Annotated in this window: 17 protein-coding genes; 7 read left to right on the forward strand and 10 right to left on the reverse strand. The window is 73.6% G+C overall.

The annotated features are described in order from the left end of the window. Window positions 1-57: 57 nt before the first annotated feature. Together ACMTAK_RS18915 and ACMTAK_RS18920 are read right to left on the reverse strand one after the other, a co-directional pair. Window positions 58-3,276, reverse strand: a complete 3,219-nt coding sequence (locus tag ACMTAK_RS18915) for an ATP-dependent helicase (protein WP_413812932.1) — start codon at window positions 3,274-3,276, stop codon at window positions 58-60. Between the two features lie 379 nt (window positions 3,277-3,655). Next, a complete protein-coding gene (locus ACMTAK_RS18920) occupies window positions 3,656-4,036 on the reverse strand; it encodes an MGMT family protein (RefSeq protein ID WP_413807313.1) in 381 nt (126 codons plus the stop codon). Window positions 4,037-4,281: 245 nt separating this feature from the next. Between ACMTAK_RS18920 and ACMTAK_RS18925 the strand changes: the two genes are divergently transcribed. The 3 genes from ACMTAK_RS18925 to ACMTAK_RS18935 all read left to right on the forward strand — a co-directional run bounded on the left by ACMTAK_RS18925 (window position 4,282) and on the right by ACMTAK_RS18935 (window position 10,522). After that, window positions 4,282-7,050: a lysylphosphatidylglycerol synthase transmembrane domain-containing protein gene (locus ACMTAK_RS18925; RefSeq protein ID WP_413807314.1), complete on the forward strand. Its 2,769-nt coding sequence runs from the start codon at window positions 4,282-4,284 to the stop codon at window positions 7,048-7,050. Window positions 7,051-7,262: 212 nt separating this feature from the next. Continuing rightward, window positions 7,263-8,771 carry an alpha/beta hydrolase gene (locus ACMTAK_RS18930; RefSeq protein WP_413807315.1) on the forward strand — a complete coding sequence of 503 codons (1,509 nt, stop codon included), beginning with the start codon at window positions 7,263-7,265 and terminating at the stop codon, window positions 8,769-8,771. 146 nt (window positions 8,772-8,917) lie between these two features. Then, a complete protein-coding gene (locus ACMTAK_RS18935; RefSeq protein WP_413807316.1) occupies window positions 8,918-10,522 on the forward strand; it encodes an alpha/beta hydrolase in 1,605 nt (534 codons plus the stop codon). A gap of 117 nt (window positions 10,523-10,639) precedes the next feature. On the opposite strand, the gene moeZ is transcribed toward ACMTAK_RS18935, so the two are convergent. From moeZ to ACMTAK_RS18970, 7 genes are all read right to left on the reverse strand, one after another. Further along, complete coding sequence (moeZ, locus tag ACMTAK_RS18940) at window positions 10,640-11,818, reverse strand: adenylyltransferase/sulfurtransferase MoeZ (protein WP_044570234.1); 1,179 nt, start codon at window positions 11,816-11,818, stop codon at window positions 10,640-10,642. Window positions 11,819-11,903: 85 nt separating this feature from the next. After that, window positions 11,904-12,671, reverse strand: a complete 768-nt coding sequence (locus ACMTAK_RS18945) for a spherulation-specific family 4 protein (protein ID WP_413807317.1) — start codon at window positions 12,669-12,671, stop codon at window positions 11,904-11,906. Further along, window positions 12,659-13,741 (reverse strand): NAD-dependent epimerase/dehydratase family protein, encoded by a 1,083-nt coding sequence (locus ACMTAK_RS18950; protein ID WP_413807318.1) that lies wholly within the window; start codon window positions 13,739-13,741, stop codon window positions 12,659-12,661. The genes ACMTAK_RS18945 and ACMTAK_RS18950 overlap by 13 nt, the downstream gene beginning before the upstream one ends. 168 nt (window positions 13,742-13,909) lie before the next feature. After that, the gene (locus tag ACMTAK_RS18955; RefSeq protein WP_413807319.1) at window positions 13,910-15,397 is read right to left on the reverse strand and encodes a hypothetical protein; all 1,488 of its coding nucleotides are present in this window, start codon (window positions 15,395-15,397) and stop codon (window positions 13,910-13,912) included. Continuing rightward, on the reverse strand, window positions 15,394-17,250 hold the full coding sequence (locus ACMTAK_RS18960; RefSeq protein WP_413807320.1) for a DUF3492 domain-containing protein: 1,857 nt from the start codon (window positions 17,248-17,250) through the stop codon (window positions 15,394-15,396). Before ACMTAK_RS18960 ends, ACMTAK_RS18955 begins: the two co-directional genes overlap by 4 nt. A gap of 203 nt (window positions 17,251-17,453) precedes the next feature. Then, window positions 17,454-19,133, reverse strand: coding sequence for a DUF3152 domain-containing protein (locus ACMTAK_RS18965; protein ID WP_413807321.1), 1,680 nt, complete (start codon window positions 19,131-19,133; stop codon window positions 17,454-17,456). Beyond that, a complete protein-coding gene (locus ACMTAK_RS18970) occupies window positions 19,117-20,151 on the reverse strand; it encodes an alpha/beta fold hydrolase (protein WP_413807322.1) in 1,035 nt (344 codons plus the stop codon). Before ACMTAK_RS18970 ends, ACMTAK_RS18965 begins: the two co-directional genes overlap by 17 nt. Window positions 20,152-20,442: 291 nt before the next feature. On the opposite strand from ACMTAK_RS18970, the gene ACMTAK_RS18975 reads away from it, so the two are divergent. From ACMTAK_RS18975 to ACMTAK_RS18990, 4 genes are all read left to right on the forward strand, one after another. Beyond that, complete coding sequence (locus ACMTAK_RS18975; protein ID WP_413807323.1) at window positions 20,443-20,673, forward strand: hypothetical protein; 231 nt, start codon at window positions 20,443-20,445, stop codon at window positions 20,671-20,673. A gap of 137 nt (window positions 20,674-20,810) precedes the next feature. Beyond that, a complete protein-coding gene (locus tag ACMTAK_RS18980; protein ID WP_044570254.1) occupies window positions 20,811-21,452 on the forward strand; it encodes a TetR/AcrR family transcriptional regulator in 642 nt (213 codons plus the stop codon). 224 nt (window positions 21,453-21,676) lie between these two features. After that, complete coding sequence (locus tag ACMTAK_RS18985; protein WP_020868598.1) at window positions 21,677-21,904, forward strand: DUF3107 domain-containing protein; 228 nt, start codon at window positions 21,677-21,679, stop codon at window positions 21,902-21,904. A 203-nt stretch (window positions 21,905-22,107) separates the two neighbouring features. Continuing rightward, window positions 22,108-22,380: a hypothetical protein gene (locus tag ACMTAK_RS18990; protein WP_413807324.1), complete on the forward strand. Its 273-nt coding sequence runs from the start codon at window positions 22,108-22,110 to the stop codon at window positions 22,378-22,380. Between the two features lie 121 nt (window positions 22,381-22,501). On the opposite strand, the gene ACMTAK_RS18995 is transcribed toward ACMTAK_RS18990, so the two are convergent. Further along, a complete protein-coding gene (locus tag ACMTAK_RS18995) occupies window positions 22,502-23,311 on the reverse strand; it encodes a ferritin-like domain-containing protein (protein ID WP_262703608.1) in 810 nt (269 codons plus the stop codon). Window positions 23,312-23,376: the final 65 nt, after the last annotated feature.

Genomic DNA, 23,376 nt, shown 5'->3' on the forward strand with positions numbered 1-23,376 from the left:
CGACGGGCGACGGCGTCAGCCCGGTGCCACGCCGCCCCAGCCCCGTGCGAGACAGCGTCACTCGACCACATGACGCCCCTCCGCCCGCGCACTGCACGCGCCCCGGAAGGCGCAGCGCTCGCAGTGGTCGCCCGTGCTCGGGGTGAACCGCTCGTCCAGGACGCGCCCGGCCGCGGTGGCGAGCAGCTGCCCCACCCACTCACCGTCCAGCGGCTCCTGGGCCTGGACCTTGGGGACGTCGTCGCCGCCGTCCTTCTTGGCGGCGCCCTGCCGCAGCTGGACGAGCTCCGCGCCGCCCGGCTCGGGGCGCCCGCCGTCGAAGACGTCGTCCACGGCGCCCTCGCGCACCGCCAGCTGATAGGCCGCCAGCTGGGGGTGGTGCTCGACATCGCCACGGGTCACGGCCTGCTTACCGGTCTTGAAGTCGACCACATAGGCGCGCCCCTGGGCGTCCGTCTCGACGCGGTCCATGCTGCCGCGGATGCGCACCTTATAGACGTCGGCTTCGAGCGTGACGTCGAAGGAGTGCTCGCTGGCGACCGGGGTGCGGCCGCCGCGCTCCATCACATGCCACTGCAGAAAGCGCTCCAGGGCCGCCCGTGCCTGCTCCTTCTCCTGCCGTGACTTCCAGGGGGCGTCGAAGGCGAGCGCGTCCCATACGGAGTCCAGGCGCTCCATGAGGACCGCGAGATCGGCCGGGGTACGGCCGGAGGCGACCTCGTCGGCCAGGACGTGCACGACGTTGCCGAAGCCCTGGGCGGCCGTCGAGGGCGCGTCCGCCTTCACCTCGCGCCCCAGGAACCACTGGAGCGAGCAGGTGTTGACGAGCTGGTCGAGCGCGCTGCCGGACAGCGCCACGGGCCGGTCCCGGTCGCGCAGCGGGACCTCGCTGTGCGTCGGCTCGTACAGCCCCCACCAGCGGTAGGGGTGGGCGGCCGGGACCAGCGGGCGGCCCTCCTCGTCGCGCAGCGCCGCGAGCCGCGCCAGGCGGCGCGCGGCGGCGTCGCGCAGCGCCTCCGAGGCGTCCGGGTCGACGGTGGTGGCGCGCAGCTCGGCGACGAGCGCGGCGACGGACAGCGGACGGCGCGGCCGTTGGGTGACGTCGGTGGTCGGGACGCCCAGTTCGGCGAGGAAGCGGGAGGGCTGGTCCCCGTCCTCGGAGGCGGCCTTGACGGCGGTGACCACGAGCCGCTCCTTGGCGCGCGTCGCCGCCACATAGAACAGCCGTCGCTCCTCGGCCAGCAGGGCGCCCGGCGGCAGCGGCTCGGCCAGCCCGTCCCGGCCGATCCGGTCGGCCTCCAGGAGCGAGCCGCGCCGCCGCAGATCGGGCCACAGCCCCTCCTGCACCCCCGCGACGACCACCAGGGCCCATTCGAGCCCCTTGGAGCGGTGGGCCGTCATCAGCCGTACGGCGTCGGGGCGGACCATCCGGCGGGAGAGGGTGTCGGCGGCTATGTCCTGGGCGTCGATCTCCTCCAGGAAGTTGAGGGCGCCGCGGCCGCCGGTGCGCTCCTCGGCGCGCGCGGCGGTCTCGAACAGCGCGCACACCGCGTCCAGGTCGCGGTCCGCGTTCCGCCCGGCGGTGCCGCCGCGCTGCGCCGCCCGCTCCAGTCGGCCGGGCCAGGGGGTGCCGTCCCACAGCCCCCACAGCGCCTGTTCGGCGGTGCCGCCCCGGGCCAGCGCCTCCCGGGCCGTGCGCAGCAGCCGCCCGAGGTTCTGGGCGCCGCGCGCGTACGCCGGGTCGTGGACGGCCAGCCGCTCCGGCTCGGCGAGCGCCTCGGCGAGCAGGACGTCGGAGGGGCGCGGCACCGCCCGCCCGGCGGACCGCTCCTCCTCGCGCAGCGCGCGGCCCAGGCGGCGCAGATCGGCGGCGTCCATACCGCCGAGGGGCGAGGCGAGCAGGGTCAGGGCGGTCTCGACGCCGAGGACCGCGGACAGCCCGCCGCTGTCCGGCAGCGCGGCCGTGGCGGCCACCCGCAGCGCCGTCAGCAGGGGTGCCACGGCGGGCTCATGGCGCAGCGGGATGTCATCGCCGTCCACCTCGACGGGGACTCCGGCCGAGGTGAGCGCCCGGCGCACACCCGGGATCGAACGCCCCCCGGCGCGCACCAGGACGGCCATCTCACGCCAAGGCACCCCGTCCTCCAGATGGGCACGACGCAGGATGTCGGCCACATTGTCGAGCTCGGCGCCCGCGGTCGGGTACGTGTACGCCTCGACGCGACCGCCGTCACGGGTGGCCGCGAGCTCCCGGTGCGCCCTTACGGCTCGCGCGGGCAGCCGGGTGAGCGGCATCCGGCCGGCGATCCGCCGGGTGGCGGCGAGCAGCGCGGCCCCCGAGCGTCGGGAGACGGTGAGGACCTCCATGTCGGCGGGCCGCCCGTCCGCCCGCGGGAAGTCCTCGCGGAACCGGAGGATGCCGCCCACGTCGGCGCCGCGGAAGGCGTAGATGGACTGATCGGGGTCACCGAAGGCGAGCAGGGTCCTGCCGCCGCCCGCGAGCGCCCGCAGCAGCCGCCCCTGGGCCACGTCGGTGTCCTGGTACTCGTCGACGAACACCGCGTCGTACCGCCCCGCCAGCTCGGCCGCGACCTCCGGCCGCCCGGCCAGCAGCACCGCGCGGTGCACCAGCTCCGCGTAGTCCAGCACCCCCTGGCCGTCCAGGACGTCGAGGTACTCGGCGAGGAAGCCGGCCGCGGCGGACCAGTCGGGGCGCCCGGTGCGCTCGGCGAACTCCCCCAGCGACCGTGGGCCGAGGCCCAGCTCCCGGCTGCGGGCCAGCACCGCGCGCACCTCGTCGGCGAAGCCCCGCGTGGTCAGGCAGGCGCGCAGGTCGTCCGGCCAGCGGACGACGGCCCGGCCCTCGCTCGCCAACTCGGCCTGACCGGCGAGCAGCTCCCTGACGACGACGTCCTGCTCCGGTCCGGAGAGCAGCCGCAGCGGATCCACGAAGAGATCGACGTCCTGGTGGGCGCGGACCAGTGCGTAGCAATAGGAGTGGAAGGTCGTGGCCCGTGGGGCGCTCGCGCCGCCCAGGCGCGCGGACATGCGGTCGCGCAGTTCGACGGCCGCCTTACGGCTGAAGGTGAGCACCAGGAGCCGCTCGGGATCCGCGCCCTCGCGCACCCGGCGGGCCACCGCCTCCACGAGCGTCGTCGTCTTGCCCGTGCCGGGCCCGGCGAGCACCAGCAAAGGACCGCCCCGGTGCTCAACCACGGCGCGCTGCCGTGCGTCCGGGACAGGAAGGGCACCTGGCTCCGGCCGATGACGGAGCAGGCGGTAGACGCCCTGGGCCGACTGCCGTGAGGACGGCTGCCGTGCCTGCCGCTGCCGCGGAAGGGACGAGGGGGAGGAGCTCACGTTGGATCGCCGGTCCTGGTGGGTTCGCTGGGTGCGGGACAGCCTCTCATGCGCCGCGGGGCCTCACCCGTATGGCTGTGGATACCGCCGGTACGACCGCGAGCCCGCCGCAAACCGGTACGGCCCCGCGCTCACGGCACACCGATACGGCCGCACGCTCATCGGGCGCCCGTACGACCGCGAGCCCGCCGCGCACGCGTCCGGCCCCGCGCTTACCGCGCCCCGGCACGGCCCGGCGTCCACCGCCCCCGAGGACGGCCGCCCCGGTCCCGCCGCGCTTCCGAAAGCCGCCCCGCTACCGGCCGTGGTCCTGCCCGCCGCCGTCCCACCGCGCCCTGGCCATGTCGATCCGCGGCACATGGCCCTCGGCCGAGCGCGCCGCCTCGCGCAGCGGGGTGCCCTCCTCGCGGTAGTGGCCAAGGGCGCGCAGCTCATGGCCGGGCAGCAGCACACCGTCCGCGCGCACCACCCGCCACCACGGCACGGCGCCCCCGTAGAGCGCCATCACCCGCCCCACCTGGCGCGGGCCGCCCTCGTCCAGCCATTCGGCGACGTCCCCGTAGGTCATCACGCGGCCGGAGGGGATCAGCTCGGCCACCTCCAGCACCCGCTCGGCGTACTCGGGCAGCTCCTCGGCGCTGTCCCCGTCCTCCGGCTCCCTGTTCTCCCGGCTCATCCGCCCCATCCTGCCGCACCCCTCCGACAGCCCCGACGACAGCCGCGCCGCACGCCCCGCGGAACGCACCACCGCACGCCCCTCGCAGGGTGGCGGCGGGCCCGCTCCGGGCCGGGTCGCGGTTCGATCACGCATTGTGCGGGAATCCTCAGCAGGGCGTACCATTCGGGGTCCACGTCCCCGAAATGCACCCTGATGCCCCCCTCCGCAGCCCGGGCATGCCACCATCTTCCGGGCGGTGACTGGTGATACGAGATCAAGAAGAGACGGCGAAGCAGCAGGGTGCGCAGCCTCCCGAGGAGGAGGCCCGCACCCCGGAGGCGTTGCCGCACTCCACGACACCGTCCGGTCGGCCAGAGGCAGAGGCCCCGGGCTCGGGGGATGACTGCGGCCCGGACGGACCGGAGGGCCATGTGGACCGGGTCTCCGGCGACGAGCCGCTGCTGCCGGCCCGTGTGCACCGCCCCTCCGATCTGCTGCGGACGCTGCTCGGGATCCTCGGCATGGCCGTCGTGCTCGCCATCGCGGCCTTCGCCCACGGGACCACCGCCGGTCTGGAGAAGGACATCGGGCACGGCGCCGACCAGGCGCCCCCGCTACTGATCGACTTCGCGGGGCTCACGGCCGGGGTGGCCGTCCTCGTCCTGCCGGTGGCCTTCGCCTTCGAGCGGCTGATCAAGCGGGACGGACTGCGGATCGCCGACGGCGTGCTGGCCGCGGTGCTGGCCCACGGGGTGTCCCTCGCCATGGACCTCTGGGTCGCCAGAGGCGCCCCCGGCTCGCTCCGCGAGGCGCTCACCCAGCCCGCCCCCGGCGGCACCTTCAGCGACCCCGTGCACGGCTATCTCGCCCCTGTCATCGCCTATATGACGGCCGTCGGCATGGCCCGCCGCCCGCGCTGGCGGGTGGCCATGTGGTGCGTGCTGCTGCTCGACGCCTTCGCGGTGCTCGTGGGCGGCTACACCACACCGTTCTCGATCATCCTTACGGTGCTCATCGGCTGGGCGGTGGCCTACGGCACGCTCTACGCGGTCGGCTCCCCCAATGTGCGCCCCACCGGCCAGCACCTGCTCGCCGGGCTGCGCCGGGTCGGCTTCAACCCGGTCAGCGCCATGCGCGCCGAGGAGCCCGAGGACGAGCACGGCCATGGCGACCGGGGCCGCCGCTATCTGGTCACGCTGGAGGACGGCCCGCCCCTGGACGTCACGGTCGTCGACCGGGAGCAGCAGGCCCAGGGCTTCTTCTACGGCGTCTGGCAGCGGCTGACCCTGCGGACGATCACCCCGCCGCGCAGCCTCCAGTCGCTGCGCCAGGCCCTGGAGCAGGAGGCGCTGCTCGCCTACGCGGCCATCGCGGCCGGGGCCAACGCGCCCAAGCTGATCGCCACCTCCGAGCTGGGACCGGACGCCGTGATGCTCGTCTACGAGCACGTCGGCGGCCGCCCGCTGCACGCCCTGCCGGACGAGGCGATCACCGACGAACTGCTGGCCGGGGCCTGGCACCAGGTCCAGGCGCTCCAGTCGCGGCGGATCGCCCACCGGCGGCTGGACAGCGACGCCCTGCTGGTCGACCGCAACGGCACGGTCTTCCTGACCGATCTGCGCAGCGGTGAGATCGCGGCCGGTGACGTGGTGCTGCGGATGGACATCGCACAGCTGCTGACCACCCTGGGCCTGCGGGTGGGCGCCGAGCGCTCGGTGACCGCCGCCGTGGAGGTCCTCGGCCCGGACGCGGTCGCCGGAAGCCTTCCGCTGCTCCAGCCCCTGGCGCTCGGCCGGGGCACCCGGGCGACCCTGCGCCAGCTCGCGCGCGAGCGCGCCCAGCGCCAGCGGGAGGCCGTCCTGGAGGCGTCCCGCGCCGCCAAGGAGGCCAAGGAGGCCCGGGAGGCCGACACGCGGGAGGCACAGGAGGCCGCCGGGGGTCCGGAGGCGGCCGGCGGCGACCGTAAGACGGCCAAGGCCGAGAAGCAGGCGGAGAAGCGCGCCATCGAGGAGGCCCTGGAGGACGCCCGCGAGGAGGATCTGCTCTCCCAGATCCGGCAGCAGGTGCTGCTGGTGAGGCCCCAGGCGCCCATACAGCCCGAACGGCTGGAGCGCATCAAGCCGCGCACCCTGGTCAGCTTCTGCGCGGGGGCCTTCGCCGCGTACTTCCTGCTGTCCCAGTTCACCCATCTCAAGCTGGGCGCCCTGGTCGGCGAGGCCAACTGGATCTGGGTCGTCTTCGCGCTCGTCTTCTCCGCGCTCACCTATCTGGCCGCGGCGCTGAGCCTGCTCGGCTTCGTCCCGGAGAAGGTGCCCCTCGGGCGGACGGTGCTGGCGCAGGTGGCTGCCTCGTTCGTGAAGCTGGTGGCGCCCGCGGCGGTCGGCGGGGTCGCCCTCAACGCCCGCTTCCTCCAGCGCGCGGGGGTGCGGCCGGGGCTCGCGGTGGCCAGTGTGGGCGCCTCCCAGCTGTTCGGGCTCGCCAGCCATATCGTGCTGCTGCTGACCTTCGGCTACATCACCGGCACCGAGCGCACCCCGGCGCTCTCGCCGTCCCGGACGGTGATCGCCGGGCTGCTGACGGCCGCCGTCCTGGTGCTGGTGGTGACCGCCATTCCCGTGCTGCGGAAGTTCGTCTCCACCCGGGTGCGGTCGCTGTTCGCGGGCGTCGTGCCGCGCATGCTGGACGTGCTCCAGCGGCCCAAGAAGCTGCTCGCCGGCATCGGCGGCACCCTGCTGCTGACCGCCGCGAACGTGATGTGCCTCGACTCCGCGATCCGGGCGTTCGGCGGTGAGCTGAGCTACGCGAGCATCGCCGTCGTCTTCCTCGCGGGCAACGCCCTGGGGTCGGCGGCGCCCACCCCCGGCGGTGTGGGCGCGGTCGAGGCCGCCCTGATCGCTGGTCTGACCTTCGCCGGGCTGCCGTACGAGACGGCGGCTCCCGCGGTGCTGCTCTTCCGGCTGATGGTCTTCTGGCTGCCGGTGCTGCCCGGCTGGGTGGCCTTCACCCACCTCACCCGCAAACAGGCGCTGTAGCGCCGGTGACCGCCCGCGAAAGGGCCCGGTAGGGCCCCCGGGGTAGGACTCGCTGGGAAGAGGCGCCGTAGCGCCCGTAGAGGCCCCGCTGGAGCCCTCCCGCGGTCGCCGGGCAGCCGCAGGCCTCCCCTCACCCGTACGCCCCCACTGTGCGCGCGTGCGGCTGCCACGGAGCTCACGATGGCGGTACCCCCACCCACGGGAGAGCCGCCGTGTTCCGACCTCCGCGCCTCGCTGCGCTGTCCGCCGCCCTGCTGCTGACCGCCCTGGCCGCCGGATGCGGTGGCGACGGCGGACGGCCGGACACCTCGGCCGACCAGAAGCCGGACTGGGCCGGCTGCCCCGCCCCCTCCTCGAGCCAGGACGCGGCCGCCACCAAGGCCCCGGGCGGGGAGTGGGAGTGCGCGACGCTCCATGTGCCGCTGGACTACCGCAAGCCGCACGGCAAGACCATCGGCATCGCCATGATCCGCGCCAAGGCCACCGACCGGCGCCACCGGATCGGCTCGCTGATCTTCAACTTCGGCGGCCCCGGCGGTTCGGGCGTGGCCACCCTCCCGGCGCTCGCGGGCAGCTACAAGCAACTGCGCACCCGCTACGACCTGGTCAGCTTCGATCCGCGCGGGGTCGGCCGCAGCAGCGGGGTGCGCTGCCTCCCGGACCGGCAGCTCGACGCCTATTACGCCGCCGACTCCACCCCGAACGACAACGCCGAGGTGAAGAGCCTGGTCCGCCGGGTGAAGACCTACGCCGCCGGGTGCGAGAAGAACTCCGGCACGATCCTGCCGTACGTCGGCACCACCAACGCCGCCCGTGACATGGATCTCATGCGGCGCGTCCTCGGCGACAAGAAGATGCACTACTTCGGCGTCTCCTACGGCACCGAACTCGGCGGCGTCTACGCCCATCTGTACCCGAAGCAGGTGGGGCGTGCCCTCTTCGACGGGGTCGTGGACCCCATGCAGACGCCCGAACAGGGCGCGCTCGGCCAGGCCAAGGGGTTCCAGCGCGCCCTCGACGACTATCTGAAGGCATGCACCAGGACCAGCGCCTACAGCTGCCCCACCCAGAACCGGATCCGCACGCTGCTGAAGCGGCTCGACGGCCGTCCGGTGCGCGGCTACAGCGGCCGGAAGCTGACCGAGTCCCTGGCGGACGGCGGTATCGCGCAGTCCCTGTACTCGCGGGAGTACTGGCAGTACCTCACCCAGGGGATCGCCGCCGCCCAGCAGGGCGACGGCAGGATCCTGCTGGCCCTGGGGGACGCCATGAACGGACGCGGTCCGGACGGCCGCTACAGCACCCTCCAGTCCGCCCTCACCGCCATCACCTGCGCCGACTTCAAGCAGCGCTATACGGTCCCGGACATCGAGCGGAAGCTGCCCACCTTCCGTAAGGTCTCCCCCGTCTTCGGCGACATGATGGCGTGGGGCCTTACCCAGTGCACCGATTGGCCGGTACGCGGCGCCTGGACCACGCCCGACGTGAGCGCCAAGGGGGCCGCGCCGATCCTGGTCGTCGGCAACACCGGTGACCCGGCGACGCCGTACGAGGGTGCCGCGCGGATGGCGAAGGAGCTGGGCCCCGGGGTCGGCGTCCAGCTCACCTACAGGGGCGAGGGCCATGGGGCGTACGACAGCGGCAACGCCTGTGTCCGAAAGACGGTCAACGCCTATCTGCTCAAGGGCACGGTGCCTCCGAAGGGCAAGGTCTGCGCCTAGGGCCCTTCTGACGGATCTCCGCGGAAGAAGGACCCTAGGGCCGGGGGCCGCGGCCGGGCCCGCCGTACGAACGCCGCGCGAACCGTGACGGCTTTGAGAAGGGTTGCGGACGATTCCGCCCCCGCCTCCTCATAGGATCTCCGGATATGCCGAGTTCCCCACGCACCATACGGACCAGGGCGCTGGTCTCCATGACCGCCATGGTCACCCTCCTCACCGTCGCGGGCTGCGACGACGACGGGGGGAACGAGCAGGGCAAGGCGTCGTCCGAGCCCTCGGCGTCGGCCCCGGCCGCGCCTTCGGATTCCGGGCTGCCGGGCTCGCTCACGGGTCAGAAGCTCAACTGGTCGTCCTGCCCTGCCCCGACCGCGATGCAGGGCACCGGTGAGAAGCCGGGAAGCGAGTGGGAATGCGCCACTCTGAAGGCGCCGCTGGACTACGCGAAGCCCAGAGGCGAAACGATCGATCTGGCCATGATCCGCGCCAAGGCCACCGGATCGGGCAAGCGCATCGGCTCCCTGGTGTTCAACTTCGGCGGACCCGGCGGCTCCGGTGTCTCCTCGCTCCCCGGTTTCGCCGCCGCCTACGACACCCTGCGCTCACGCTATGACCTGGTGAGCTTCGATCCGCGCGGGGTCGGCGAGAGCGCCGGGGTGCGGTGCCAGAGCGATGCGGAGATCGACGCCTCGGACGCCGTGGACAGCACGCCGGACGACGACGCCGAGGTCAAGACCGCGATGGCGGACGCCAAGGCGTTCATCAAGGGCTGCGAGAAGCGTTCCGGCAAGGTGCTCGGCCATGTGGACACCGTGAGCGCCGCGCGTGACATGGACCTCATGCGGCAGGTGCTGGGCGACGACAAGCTGTCGTACTTCGGCATCTCCTACGGCACCGAACTCGGCGGTGTCTACGCCCATCTGTACCCGAAGCGGGTGGGACGCGCGGTCCTGGACGCCGTGGTCGACCCCACCGAGGACCCCGAGCAGGGCTCCTACGGCCAGGCGAAGGGCTTCCAGCTCGCGCTCGACAACTACCTCAAGGACTGCGCCAAGAAGGGCACGGCGTGCCCGACCGGTGGCGACCCGGCGGCGGGCGCCGACCGGATCGTGGCCTTCCTGAAGAAGCTCGACAAGAAGCCGCTGTCCACCGAGAGCGGCCGCAAGCTCACCCAGGACGGGGCGCTGAGCGGTATCGCCGCCGCGCTCTACGACAAGGAGAGCTGGAAGTACCTGACGCTCGGGCTCCAGGAGGCGATGCAGCTCCAGGAGGGCAATATGCTGCTCGCGATGGCCGATTCGATGTCCGGCCGCGACGAGAACGGCCACTACAGCAACATCAACGCCGCCAACGCGGCCATCAACTGCGTGGACGACAGGCAGCGTTACACGGTGACCGATGTGAAGGCGCAGCTGCCGCGCTTCCGCGAGGCGTCACCGGTCTTCGGCGAGTATCTGGCCTGGGGCATGCTCGGCTGCACCGGCTGGCCGGTGGACGGCACCACGGACACCCCGGACGTCAGCGCCGAGAGCTCGGCGCCGATCCTCGTGGTCGGCAACACCGGCGACCCGGCCACTCCGTACGAGGGGGCCCGGAAGATGGTTCAGGAACTGGGCAAGGGCGTGGGCGTCGAGGTCACCTACAAGGGGCAGGGCCATGGCGCGTACAACAGCGGCAACGCCTGTATGACGAAGACCGTGAACGCCTATCTGCTGGACGGGAAGGTGCCCGCGGGCGGCACGACCTGCCGCTGAGGGTCTCGCCGCAGCCGTAAGAGGGCCCTGCAGCCGTAAGGGCGCCGGATCGCCGTCGGCGCGGCGGTCCGGCCCCCTTACGGGCGGTGCGTACTTACGGGCGGTGCGTACCGGGGATCAGTAGACCGGCTTGTCGGGCTCGATCTGGTTGACCCAGCCGATCACGCCGCCGCCCACGTGGACGGCGTCGGAGAAGCCGGCGGACTTCAGGACGGCCAGGACTTCCGCCGACCGGACACCCGTCTTGCAATGCAAGACGATCTTCTTGTCCTGTGGAAGGTCCTGGAGGGCGCCGCCCATCAGGAACCCGTCCTTCGGGATCAGCCGGGCGCCGGGGATCGAGACGATCTCGTACTCGTTGGGCTCGCGGACATCGATGATGTCGATGTTCTCGCCGTCGTCGATCCACTCCTTGAGCTGCTTGGGAGTGATCGTCGAACCGGCCGCCGCCTCCTGGGCCTCGTCCGACACCACACCGCAGAACGCCTCGTAGTCGATCAGCTCGGTGACGGTCGGGTTCGGACCGCAGACCGCGCAGTTCGGGTCCTTGCGGACCTTGACCTGGCGGTAGGTCATCTCCAGGGCGTCGTAGATCATCAGACGGCCGACCAGCGGGTCCCCGGTGCCGGTGAGCACCTTGATGGCCTCGGTGACCTGGATGGAGCCGATGGAGGCGCACAGCACGCCCAGCACGCCGCCCTCGGCGCAGGACGGGACCATGCCGGGCGGCGGGGGCTCCGGGTACAGGCAGCGGTAGCAGGGGCCATGCTCGGACCAGAAGACCGACGCCTGGCCGTCGAAGCGGTAGATCGAACCCCACACGTACGGCTTGTTCAGCAGCACGCACGCGTCGTTGACCAGATAGCGGGTGGCGAAGTTGTCGGTGCCGTCCACGATCAGGTCGTACTGGGAGAAGATCTCCATCACGTTGTCCGCCTCGAGGCGGCCCTCGTGCAGCACGACGTTCACGTACGGGTTGATGCCGAGGACCGTGTCACGGGCGGACTCCGCCTTGGACCGGCCGATGTCCGCCTGGCTGTGGATGACCTGGCGCTGCAGGTTGGACTCGTCAACCTCGTCGAACTCCACGATGCCGAGGGTGCCCACGCCGGCCGCGGCGAGGTACATCAGGGCCGGGGAGCCGAGGCCGCCCGCGCCCACACAGAGCACCTTGGCGTTCTTCAGCCGCTTCTGCCCGTCCATCCCGACATCGGGGATGATCAGATGGCGCGAGTACCTGCGGACCTCGTCGACGGTGAGCTCGGGAGCCGGCTCGACCAGGGGTGGCAGCGACACGGGGACTCCGTAAGGGGAGGGAGCAGACGGTTCACCCCCGCGTGAGCGGGGTGGTTTTCTTCTCGTAACACTGCCACGCTCCATCTCATTCCATGACACGTGGTCCGAGTCGCGAGACGATTTCGTCCCAGTAGCCGGGCAGGGCCGTCCAGGGCGAATCGGTGCAGGTCCGCCCGTCGGGGTGGACCGTACGGTCGGTGAAGTAGATCGTGCCCGCGCCCTGCCAGCGGGCGATCCTCAGCGCTTCCTCGAGATGCCGGCGGGGAACGCCGTGCACCTGGTGGCAGAACCGTTCGGGCGGATACCCCGCGGTCCACTCGGCCACCTGGGACCAGCGGTAGTCGGGCCACGAGCCCCGGAAGGTCACCAGCTGATCGGCGAGCTCCATATAGCCCTCATGCGGATGGATGCCCTGGCCGAGCACCAGATAGGCCCCGCCCAGCAGCGCGCGCAGCGTGGCCACCGTACGGCGGACCTCAGGCATCCCGGGACGGTCCACCGGGCAGCGCTCCAGACAGAAGCCGTCGACCTGGTACCAGTCCAGGAAGTGGTTCGCGTCACTGATCACCTCGCCGAAGGGCCGGGTGCCGCACCGCAGGTCGAGATGGCCCAGCACCCGTACGCCCGTGGTGCGCAGCCGGGCCGCAGCCGTAAGGCAGTGCGGATCCCTGCGCGAGCCGGGGCCGCGGGCGATATTGAGGACCGCCCAGTGCAGGGGCGCGCCGGGGCGGGTGAGCTCGGCCCACTCGGTGGGCGCCACCAGGGGGTGGGCGTAGCCGGGCACTCCGAAACCGAGCCGGGCGGCGGTGGCCGGGGCCTCGTGCCCGGCGTCCGCGGGGATCAGATGCGACATGCCGCCTCCATCCAGATGTCGGCGAGCGACTCCTCCAGCGGAATCCTGGAGCGCCAGCCGAGCCGGTCGCGGGCGGTGCGCACATCGGCCTGCTGCCAGCTGCCGCAGCCGTCCGGGTAGGGGTAGGTGGCGGCGCCGGCGCCCGCCGGGCCGCCGCCGTGCTCGCCCGCCGCCTGGGGGTGGGCGAGCGCGTGGCCGTGGGCGGGCGCGTGGCCATGGGCGGTGGCATGGCCGTGGGCCGCGCCATGGGGGTGGGCGGGCGCCGGGACGTGCGCCACGGCGGCCGGGACGTGATGCGGTCCCCCGCGCCCCGGCGGGCTGTCGATCTCGTGCAGGGCGCCGCCGAAGCCCGCGACCCTGGCGAGCACGGAGGCCGCCTCGCGCAGCCTTACGGCGCGCCCGCTGCCGATGTTGACCACGCCCTGCGCGGCCGACAGCGAGGCCGCGTGGACCGCCCGCGCCACGTCCCGTACGTCCACGAAGTCGCGCTGCACGCCCAGGCCGCTCAGCTTGAGCTCGCTCTCCCCGGACTGCATCGCGCGCCGCATCGCCTCCGCGAGCCGCCCCAGCGGCGAACCGGCCGGGGTACCGGGCCCCACGGGCGAGAAGACCCGCAGCACCACCGCGTCCAGCCCGGAGCCCAGCACCAGCTCGGTCGCTGCGAGCTTGCTCACGCCGTACGGGCCGCCGGGGCGCGGCACGGCGTCCTCGGCGGTCGACGAGCCGGACTGCGAGGGCCCGTACTCGGAGGAGCAGCCGATCTGGACGAGGCGGGCGCCGCAGCCGCTGCGGCGCAGCGACTCGCAGACGGTGGCCACGGCGACGATGTTGTGCCGGGTGAGCTCGCGCGCCCCGCCGCGGGTCGCCCCGGCGCAGTTGATCACCACGCCGGGGTGGACCGCGTTGAGGAAGCGGGTGAGCGCGCCCGGACTGCCGTTGGAGAGGTCGAACCGCACATCGGCGTCGTCGCCGCGGCCGAGCGCGGTGAGCTGTACGGCGGGGTCGGCGAGCAGGTGTTCGGCCACATAGCGGCCGAGGAATCCGCCGGACCCGAGCAACAGGACTCTCATCGGTCGCGCCTCCCCGTACCGGCGCGCTGATCGGTCATGTCGCAGCTCATGTGGTTGCTCCTCGGACTCATTGAGGGGGAAGGACGGGGGGTGGCGGGTTCGGTGGGCGCCTTACGGGGCGGTGGGCCCCTGAGGGCGCGGTGGACGCCTTACGGCGCGGTGGACGCCTTATGGGGCGCGGTCCGGGGCGGTGCGGGTCGTACGGGTGTCACCAGCGCTCCGGCCGGTACGCGCGCCGGGGTCGCCGTGGGCGGAGGCCCGGCACAGAGCGCCGAACGCGTGGATCACCAGCGCGAGCGCGGCGGCGCCGCAGGCGGCCGCGGGGACGGCGGCCGCGCCCTGGGCGGCGGTCAGCCGTGCCACGGGCTCCCCGAGCGGCGCGGCGCCCGGCAGCCGGGCGGCCGCCGCCGTCGCCAGGGCCGCGGCCTGGACCGCGCAGGCCACGGCGACACCGCTGAGCGCGGCCCTCCGGAAGCCGTGGACGGCGAGCAGCCGGGCGAGGAACAGCAGCCCGCAGAGCGCCACGACGGCGGCCTCGGCCATCGAGAGGGGGGCGGCGGCGGGAGGCGATCCGGGCACCGTGAGCCGGGCCGCGAGCACCAGGGCCGCCAGAGCGCAGAGGAAGGCCGTCACCACGCCCGCGAACAGCGGGCGCACCCCCGCCGCGAACTCCTCCAGACCACGGCTGACCGCCAGCCTGCGGCGCGCCCTGACCGCGAACCAGCGGGCGCACCACGCGGCGGGCGCGGCGGCCAGGGCGAAGAGGACGGCGGCCTCGGCCGCGGGCACCGCGTCGTAAGGGCGGCGTCCGTCGAGGAGCCCGGAGAGCAGCCAGTCCCCGGCGGCGGCGTACCCGAGCAGCCAGCCGGTGCCGAAGGCGTGCGCCATACGGCCCCCGCGTCCGCTCCCATGGACGCGCAGGGGGCCACGACGCAGACACAGCCACAGCGCGATGACCGTCAGGGCCGCGCCGCCCGCGCCCAGGGCGAGGCCGACGGTGGTGTCCTTACGAATGGCATCGACGCGGAAGGCGGCGGAGGCGATCGCCGCGCACAGGGCACCCGGCAGCAGCCACAGCGCGGCGAGCGCCATCCGTTCGACCGGCGCGCGCCCCGGCGCCGGTGCGGCCGGGGGCGCGGGCTCCTCGGCGCGCGGCACCCGGGCATACAGCTCCTCGGCGAGCGAGAAGACATCGCGGTGCCGGAAGCGCGCGGCGGTGCGGTCCGTCACACCGTGGGCCTCCAGCCCGGCGGCGATCTCCAGCGGATCGACGGCGCGGGCGCACAGGTCGTGGTGGCGGTGCATCAGCGCCCGCACCGGATCGGCGGGCCCCCGCCGTCCCTTCCCCTGCCCCTTCCCTGCGCCGGTGCCGGTGCCGGTGCGCGCGGACGTCTCGTCCGGCCGCCGGGAGACCGGCACCCCCGAGACCGGCACCTCCGAGACCGGCACCCGCGAGACCGGCGCCCGGGCGGCCCCGGACAGGGCGCCGAGGCCGCGATCGGAAGCGAGGCGGCGATCGGGGGCGAAGCCGCGGTCCGAGGCGAAGCCACGATCGGAGGCGGGACTGCGGTCCGAGGCGAGGCGGCGATCGGAGGCGGGACTGCGGTCCGATGAGGCCGGGTCGAGCGGGCCGTTCCACCGGGAAGGCGTGGTCATGCGCCCTCCTCGGACGGGCGCGGGCCCACGCCCAGCGGCTCGCGTGGCGGTGGACCGGCCCAGGTGGGGGTGTGCTCCGGGGCGGGGCGGGAGGCGGCCGGGCCGGGCGGTCGATGCCCGAAGCCGTCACCGTCGCGGCCCGCGGTCCAGCGCCCCGGCACATGGGCCTCGGCGGGGCGGGCGAACGGCAGCGGCCCACCGCTCTCACCGACCTCCTCGCGCGGCACCGGGCAGTGCGACATCAGCTCCAGATAGATCCCGCGGAAGGCCGCGACGTTCTGCTCGACGGTGAACAGCTCCAGCGCACGGGCGCGCGCGGCGGCGCCCAGGCGCGCACCGCGCTCGGCGTCGCTCAGCAGCGCCAGGCACGCGTCCGCGAGCGCCCGGGGATTACGCGGGGGCACCACAAGGCCGGTGCCGCCGATGACCTCGCACACCGCGCCCACGTCCGTGGACACCGTGGCCCGTCCGCAGAACATCGCCTCGACCAGCCCGACCGGAAAGCCCTCGACCACGCTGGACAGCACCACGACGCCGCCCGCCGCATAGGCGTCGGCCAGGGTCGGCACCTCGGGGTCGCCGAGCCGCTCGAAGGAGACGGGGTTGTCACCGGCGGAGTGGGCGTCCGCCGCCTCGTCGGGGAAGAGGTGGTCGGCCAGCGCCCGGCAGTGGGCGGGATAGCCGTCCGGCTCCGGGTCCTCACCGCGCCGGGTCTCGATGATCCTCAGCCGGGCGTCCGGCTGCCACCGGCGCACCTCCGCGAAGGCGTGCAGCAGGGCGATGACGTCCTTGGGGGGCTCGATCCTGCCCACCCACACCAGCGTCCGGTCGTCGCCTTCGGAGGGGGCCGCGCCCTGCTCGCCGACCTCCGCGAACCGGGCGGCGTCCATGCCCGGGTAGACGGTGCGCAGCCGCTCCCGGTCGGCGCCGCACCGTTCCTGCCAGCGGCGGGTGTGCGTATTGCCGGGGGTGATCAGATCCGCCCGCGCGTACGCCTCGGCGGCCAGCCGGCCGTGGAACGCGGTCAGCAGGGACCGTACGGGCCCGGAGAGCGGCCGTCCGCCCTCGACACGGGTCGCACCGGTCGCACCGGTCGCACCGACCGCACCGGCCGCGCCCGCCAGATAGCACTCGCGCAGCCGTACGCCGTACTCGGTGAGCAGCAGCGGGGTGCCGAAGCGGCGCTTGGCCAGCAGCCCGGGGAGCACGGCCGCGCCGCCGGTCGCGGCGTGGCACAGATCCACCCCGGCCAGCCCCGGATCGCCGCCGGCCCCGTCGCCGTACCAGTCGAGCGACAGCGGGCGCAGTGCGCGCTCCAGGGCCTCGGTGACGGTCAGCAGATCGGCGACCCGCGCCCGCTGCGCGCCGTGCGGCGCCCCGAGGGCGCGGCAGGCCCGCTCCAGCGTCCTTACGGCGTCCTCGGAGCGGAGCGCGGCGGGCAGTCCGCCGTACTCCACGGCCAGGTCCGCGAGGCCGTGGAGACCATTGGCGAAACGGTCCGCCTCGTCCGTGGAGCATCCGGGCACGCCGGAGCCATGGGGCGCACCGGAGCCGTAAGGCGCGCTGATCGCCGCGGCCAGCTCCCCGAAGTGCTCGGCGAACCGCCGCCGCTGTCGGCGGCCGCCCCACCCGCCCCGCCGGGGCTCCGGCTCTCCCCACAGCGGCGCCGTGCACACCCGGCCGACGTGCCGCGGCAGCTCGCCCCAGCCCGCACCCTCCTGGCCGGGGTCGCGGCTGAGCGCGTACACCTCGAACTCATGCTGGGCGAGCCCACGCACCAGCCGGTCGCACCACACCCGCGCATCACCGGTCGCATACGGATAGCCACCCTCCGTAAGCAGTCCCACGCGCATGAGCGCACCCCCGATCTCCCAAACGGGCCGTTCGTCTGCCGTCGTCACCGGCGGCGGCCGCCGTCAGGCAGCGGGAGCACGTTATGCGCGCAGGGCCATGGCGCGATGGACGGTTGTCCGTCGCACCACCGGAAGGGGTGAACGCACGTGACCTATCGGGAATTCAGGCGTTGCGAGGCGCTATATGGGCCGGTGCGGGACCCTCAGCCCTTGGGGAACGGCCAGGCGTTGGGGCGGCAGGTGGCGCCGTCCGTCGACAGGAACTTGGTCTGCTGCATCATCACCGGCGCGAGCGCGCCCTGCTTGGGGCAGATCTCGTGGTTGTGGCCGAGACGGTGGCCCACCTCGTGGTTGATGAGCATCTGGCGGTAGGAGTGCATCTTGTCGTCGCCGAAGGTCTTGGCGCCCTGCGCCCACCGATAGGCGTTGATCATGACGCGCTCGGTGGACGCCGAGTCGCAGGAGACGTTGTCCTCGGTGGTGTCCAGACCGGACTTGGCGCACCACGCCGCCGTGGTCCCGGGGCTCGCGAGGGTGATCACGAAGTCCGCATGCCCGGACGCGACCCGCTCGAAGGTGCGAACGCCGCCGTGCCCCCAACTGCGGTCGTCGTTCAGCGTCTTGTGCACGGCCTCGGCGAACAGCTCGCCGTCGAGCGGCAGTCCCTTCTCCACATCGACGCGGTAGCGCAGCACCTGGCCGCGGCCGGGCGCCTTGTCGTGCCCGCCGACGGTCTGGAAGGCGCCGGATCCGCGCAGCTTGGCGTCGAGCGGAAAGAGGGCCGCCATCTTCTCGTCATAGGTGACGGGGGCGGGCGAGTTCGCCGAGCGGGCGGCACCGCGGCCGTCGTCGGCGCGGGCGCCGCGGGAGGCGGTGGCGGTGTCGTCGCCGCGCTCCGAGCCGCCCCGGGCCTGCGTCTCACCGCCGCCGCCCTGCGGTCCGCCGGCGACCTGTCCGGCGACCACGACGGCCAGCACGGTGGTCACGGCCGCCGCGGCGACACCGGTGAACGTGCGCCCCTTACCGCCCTTGGTGACACCGTGCGCCCCCTTGCCCGGGGGCTCCTGCTCGTCGTCGTCCGGCCCGCTCCCGCCGTCGCCGCCCGAACCGCCGCCGATCCCCCCGGAGGGAGTGGCCGCCCGCCGCGTACGGCGCTGCGGGGGCACGCCGCCCGGCGCACCGGCGGCGAAGACGTCGTCGCCGTCGCAGTCCAGGGCGTCGGGGGCGTCGAACGCCTCGATGTACTCCTTGCGCGGGCCGGGCATCAGACCGGCCGCGCCACCCGTGCCGCCCGTGGTCGGGCGCTGCGGCGGGTTCATGGTGCGCATGCCGTAAGGAGGCCGCTGACCACCAGGACCGCCGCGGCCACCAGGACCGCCGGGTCCACCGGGGCCCCTGGCCCCACCGAGACCGGCCGGACCGCCGGGTCCACCGGGACCTCTGACCCCGCCGAGACCGGCCGGACCGCCGGGTCCACCGGGACCTCTGACCCCGCCGAGACCGGCCGGACCGCCGGGTCCACCGGGGCCCCTGGCCCCGCCGAGACCGCCGCCGCGGCCGCCGATCGCGCCCCAGCCGCCGCCCGCCTCGCGCTGCTCGGGATGTCCGCCCCTGGTGCGCGCCGCGGGCCCGCCGGCTCCGTAAGGCAGTCTCGGCACACCCTGTGGCGGGGTGACCCCGGGATCGGGGGCGCCGGGCCCCGGGGCGGCCCGGCGGCGCCCGGTCCCCGGTCTGCCGCCGTCGGCCGCGGGGGCCTCACCGGGCGCGCCGTACTCGACGAACTCGGGGCCCGAGCCCTGACCCTGGCCGGAGCCCGCCGCGGCGGACCGGCGCTCCCGGCCCTCCTGGCTGCCACGTGCGCTGTGTTTACCCACGCGCCGCACCGCTCCCGTCCGCGCCGGACACCGGTACGGCCCCCCGCGCCTCCCGGCTGTCCCGGTCGTCTCGTTGATCAACGTCGTCGAGCAGCTCGCGCATCCCGCGCGCCACCGCCTCGGGATACTCCATCATCGCGACATGCCCGGCGTCCAACAGCGTCAACAGACGCGAGTCGCGGAAGGTGGCGTTGGCCCGATCCGCCATCCTTACGGACACCAACTGGTCGCGGCCGCCGTAGACGAGCAGCGTCGGGGCGAGCACCCGCTCGGCCTGACGCCACAGGGAGTGCTGACCGCCCAGGGTGTACGAGTCGACGACACCGCGTGCCGAGCGGGTGAGCGCGTCCCAGAAGTACGGAAGGCTGAGCCGGCGTTCGAACTCCTCCACCGCGTGGGCGAAAGCCTCCCGGGTGACCAGGGACGGATCGCCGAAGGTGAGCATCATCACCTCGCGGGTGCGCCGCTCCGCGTCCCAGTCCCTGGTCAAGCGGGTGAACAGCCGGGTCACCCCGGGCACCGCGAGCAGGCCGGTCGGCACCGCGGTGCGCTGCGGGCGCAGCTCGGGCAGCGCGGGCGAGACGAGCGTGAGGGTGCGCACCAGATCGGGCCGCACCGCCGCGACGCGGGTGGCGATCGCGCCGCCCATCGAATTACCGACCAGATGGACCGGTCCCCGGGCCTGCGCGTCGAGGTAGCGGATCACGGCGCGGGCATGGCCGGTTATCGAGTAATTGCCGTCGTCCGGCGGCGGGGAGTCACCGAAGCCGGGGAGGTCGAGCGCCTCGCCGTCCACCCGGTCGGCGAGCAGTTCCATGAGCGCGGACCAGTTCTGCGAGGAGCCGCCGAGGCCGTGGACGAAGAGCGCGGGCGGCAGCCCGGAGGCGGACGGCGGACGGCAGCGCACGGTCATCGTGAGCCCCGGAAGGGAGGCGGTTCGCAGCTTCTCCCCCGCTCCGACCCGCACGGGCCTCGCGGGCGGCACCGCCGCGACGATGCGGGCTTCCGGCGGCTCGGTCGAAGACATGCGGCAATGTTACGAGACGATCACGCGCGCGATCGTGTGTTCACGCTCACAGACCACGTAGCGTCCGAAAGTGACCTCTCCTAGGCTCGTAAGTCACAGGGGCGATCACCTTGCCACTGGCTCACCAGCCGTTGGCCGCCACTGGGCAGCCTTCGGTGGAAAGCCGCCGTAAGTGGGAACCCATCACTGGCGCCCACCACTGGCGAACCACCGGTGCAAAGCCGCCACAGGAACGAAGCCGCCACCGGAACAGGAAGGGAAGCCGCCGCAGGGAACAGGGAAGGGGAGTACATGTCCATCGACCCAACCGACCCCGACACCTTCGAGGACTCCGTGGAGAACACCGACGAGACCGCCGCGCGCGACGTCGAGGCTCCCGAGGCGGACGCCGTCGAACAGCACCGCGAGGTGATCTCCCGCCGCGACGAACGGCCCAGGACCGACGAGTCCATGGAAGCCAACGAGGCAGACCGGGCGGAACAGGCACGGATCGTCGAGGAGAACGAGGAGGACTACCGGTGACCAGCGTCATTTATGGGCTTTTCATAGAGTCCGGTACATGAAATTCTCCGCACGAACAGCGCGCCGCACTGTTACCCAAAAGTACGATGGCGGGCGCGATGGACATCGTGCACAGGGATCATTCATTGGGAGGCGGCGTGACAGCCATCGAGCAGACCGAGGCGCGCCCACGGGGTACGCGCCTGCCGCGCCGAGCCCGACGTAATCAGCTGCTGGGGGCGGCTCAGGAGGTCTTTGTCGCCCAGGGCTACCACGCGGCCGCGATGGACGACATCGCCGAGCGCGCCGGGGTCAGCAAGCCGGTGCTGTACCAGCACTTCCCGGGCAAGCTGGAGCTGTATCTGGCCCTGCTCGACCAGCACTGCGACGCCCTGCTCCAGGCGGTGCGCACCGCGCTCGCCTCGACCACCGAGAACAAGCAGCGGGTCGCGGCGACCATGGAGGCGTACTTCGCCTACGTCGAGGAGGAAGGCGGCGCCTTCCGGCTCGTCTTCGAGTCCGATCTGACCAACGAGCCCGCGGTGCGCGAGCGCGTGGACCGGGTCTCGCTGCAGTGCGCCGAGGCGATCTGCGAGGTCATCGCCGAGGACACCGGGCTGTCCCGGGACGAGTCGATGCTGCTGGCCGTGGGCCTCGGCGGGGTGTCCCAGGTGGTCGCGCGCTACTGGCTCTCCAGCGAGAGCGCCGTGCCGCGGGACACCGCTGTGCAGTTGCTCACCTCGCTGGCCTGGCGGGGTATCGCGGGCTTCCCGCTGCACGGGTCCGAGGGCGGCCACTGAGCGGGCCGGCCGAGCGGACCCGCCGACCCGGCGGGGCGGCTGGGCGCGGCCACTCAGCGGCCGGGGACCGTTCCCGGCCGCGAAGCGGCATGTTCGCGGCGGTGGGCGTGTTCGCTGCCGGCGTGCGCCCGCGACCCCCGGCGGGTGTTCCGGCCCGGCTAGTGTGTGCTGGGTACGGCGCGGATGGCCGCGCTACCCCAGTTGACCGTCGGAGGGACAAGGCCGTGGAGGTCAAGATCGGCGTGCAGCACGCGCCCCGCGAGATCACCTTGGAGAGCGGGCAGTCTGCCGAGGAGGTCGAGCGCCTGGTGGCCGAGGCGCTCGGCGGCAAGGCTCAGGTGCTGACCCTGGAGGACGCCCACGGCCGCAAGGTCCTGGTCCCGTCCGACCGGCTCGCCTACGTCGAGCTCGGCGAGCCGTCCGCCCGCAAGGTCGGTTTCGGCGCGGCCTGAGGATTCACCCACAGCGGCGGGGTCCGGTGGAACAAGACCACCGGACCCCGCCGCTGTTTGCGCTCGCACGCACGCCCCGGCCCGACATGCGCCACAGACCGCCCCCATGGACAGGGTTGCCTCCGGTCGGGCACGGGTAGGACGGGCGTGACCGACTCGTGATCACGTATCGGTCCCGGTCCGCTCACGGGAAGGACGCGCCAATGCTGTTCTGGGAAGCGCTCGCCTCGGTACTGATCGGTCTCGTCATCGCATACGGGGCGCTCCACCGGCTCCCCCGAAGGCTGCCCGCACGGCCCCTCGTCCTGTCCACCGGCCCCGCCTCCGCGCTTCTGGGCGCTCTGCTGACCCATACGGTGCTGGGCTCGGGGCACACGGCGGCCGTGCTGATCGTCGCGCTCGGCTTCGCGGCGGCGCTGCTGTCGCTGCTCATCCGCCCGGCCAGGACGCGCCGGCGTCGTTCGGTCCCTGCGTAGGGCCATAGGCCCGTAGAGGCAGGGCCGTGAGTCCAGGTGCTCAGCCCTGCCCGGCCGGGCTCCGGAGCGGCATCGGCCGCCGGAGCCCCCCGTTCCGTAGTCGTTCCCCAGCCGTTCGAACCTAGGCGGAGAGCCCCAGGGCGGCCATCCGCTTGGTGTGGGCCTCGGTGATCCGGGAGAACATCCGGCCCACCTCCGCCAGGTCGAAGCCGTCGGCCAGCCCGCCGACCAGCATCGTGGAGAGCGCGTCGCGGTCCGCGACCACCCGCTGGGCCTGCGACAGCGCCTCGCCCATCAGCCGCCGCGCCCACAGCGCCAGCCGCCCGCCGACCCGCGGATCGGCCTCGATCGCGGCCCGTACCTTCTCGACCGCGAACGAGGCGTGGCCGGTGTCGTCGAGCACCTGGAGCACCAGATCGCGGGTGTCGGAGTCCAGCCGGGCCGCGACCTCACGATAGAAGTCACTGGCGATCGAGTCGCCCACATACGCCTTGACCAGGCCCTCCAGCCAGTCGGACGGCGCGGTCTGACGGTGGAACCCGTCCAGCGCCGCCGCGAACGGCTCCATCGCCTCCGTCGGCTCCTCGCCGATCGCCGAGAGCCGCCCCCGAAGCCGCTCGAAGTGGTGGAACTCGGCGGACGCCATCTTCGCCAGCTCCGCCTTCTCCTCGAGGGTGGGCGCCAGCTTCGCGTCCTCCGCCAGCCGCTCGAAGGCGGCCAGCTCGCCGTACGCGAGGGCGCCGAGCAGATCCACCACGGCGGCCCGGTACTGCGGATCGGCGGCCGCCGTGTCCCAGTCCTGGGCGGCGATCCCGGTGGGCTCCGGGGCCTTCTCCCCGCCGCCCTTCCCCGGAGCTGCGTCGTCCCCGGCGCGGTCCCCGGTGGTCGCGGCGGGCGTCTCAGGCGTGTCAGGCGTCTCCATGGAGCGCACAATAGCCCGCTCCGCGCCCCGGGGAAGGCCCTGGTCAGCCATGCCCACGGATGCCCCGCGTCGGA

Origin of the sequence: Streptomyces lacaronensis (genome assembly GCF_047337785.1) — a bacterium.
Lineage (GTDB): Bacteria > Actinomycetota > Actinomycetes > Streptomycetales > Streptomycetaceae > Streptomyces > Streptomyces lycopersici.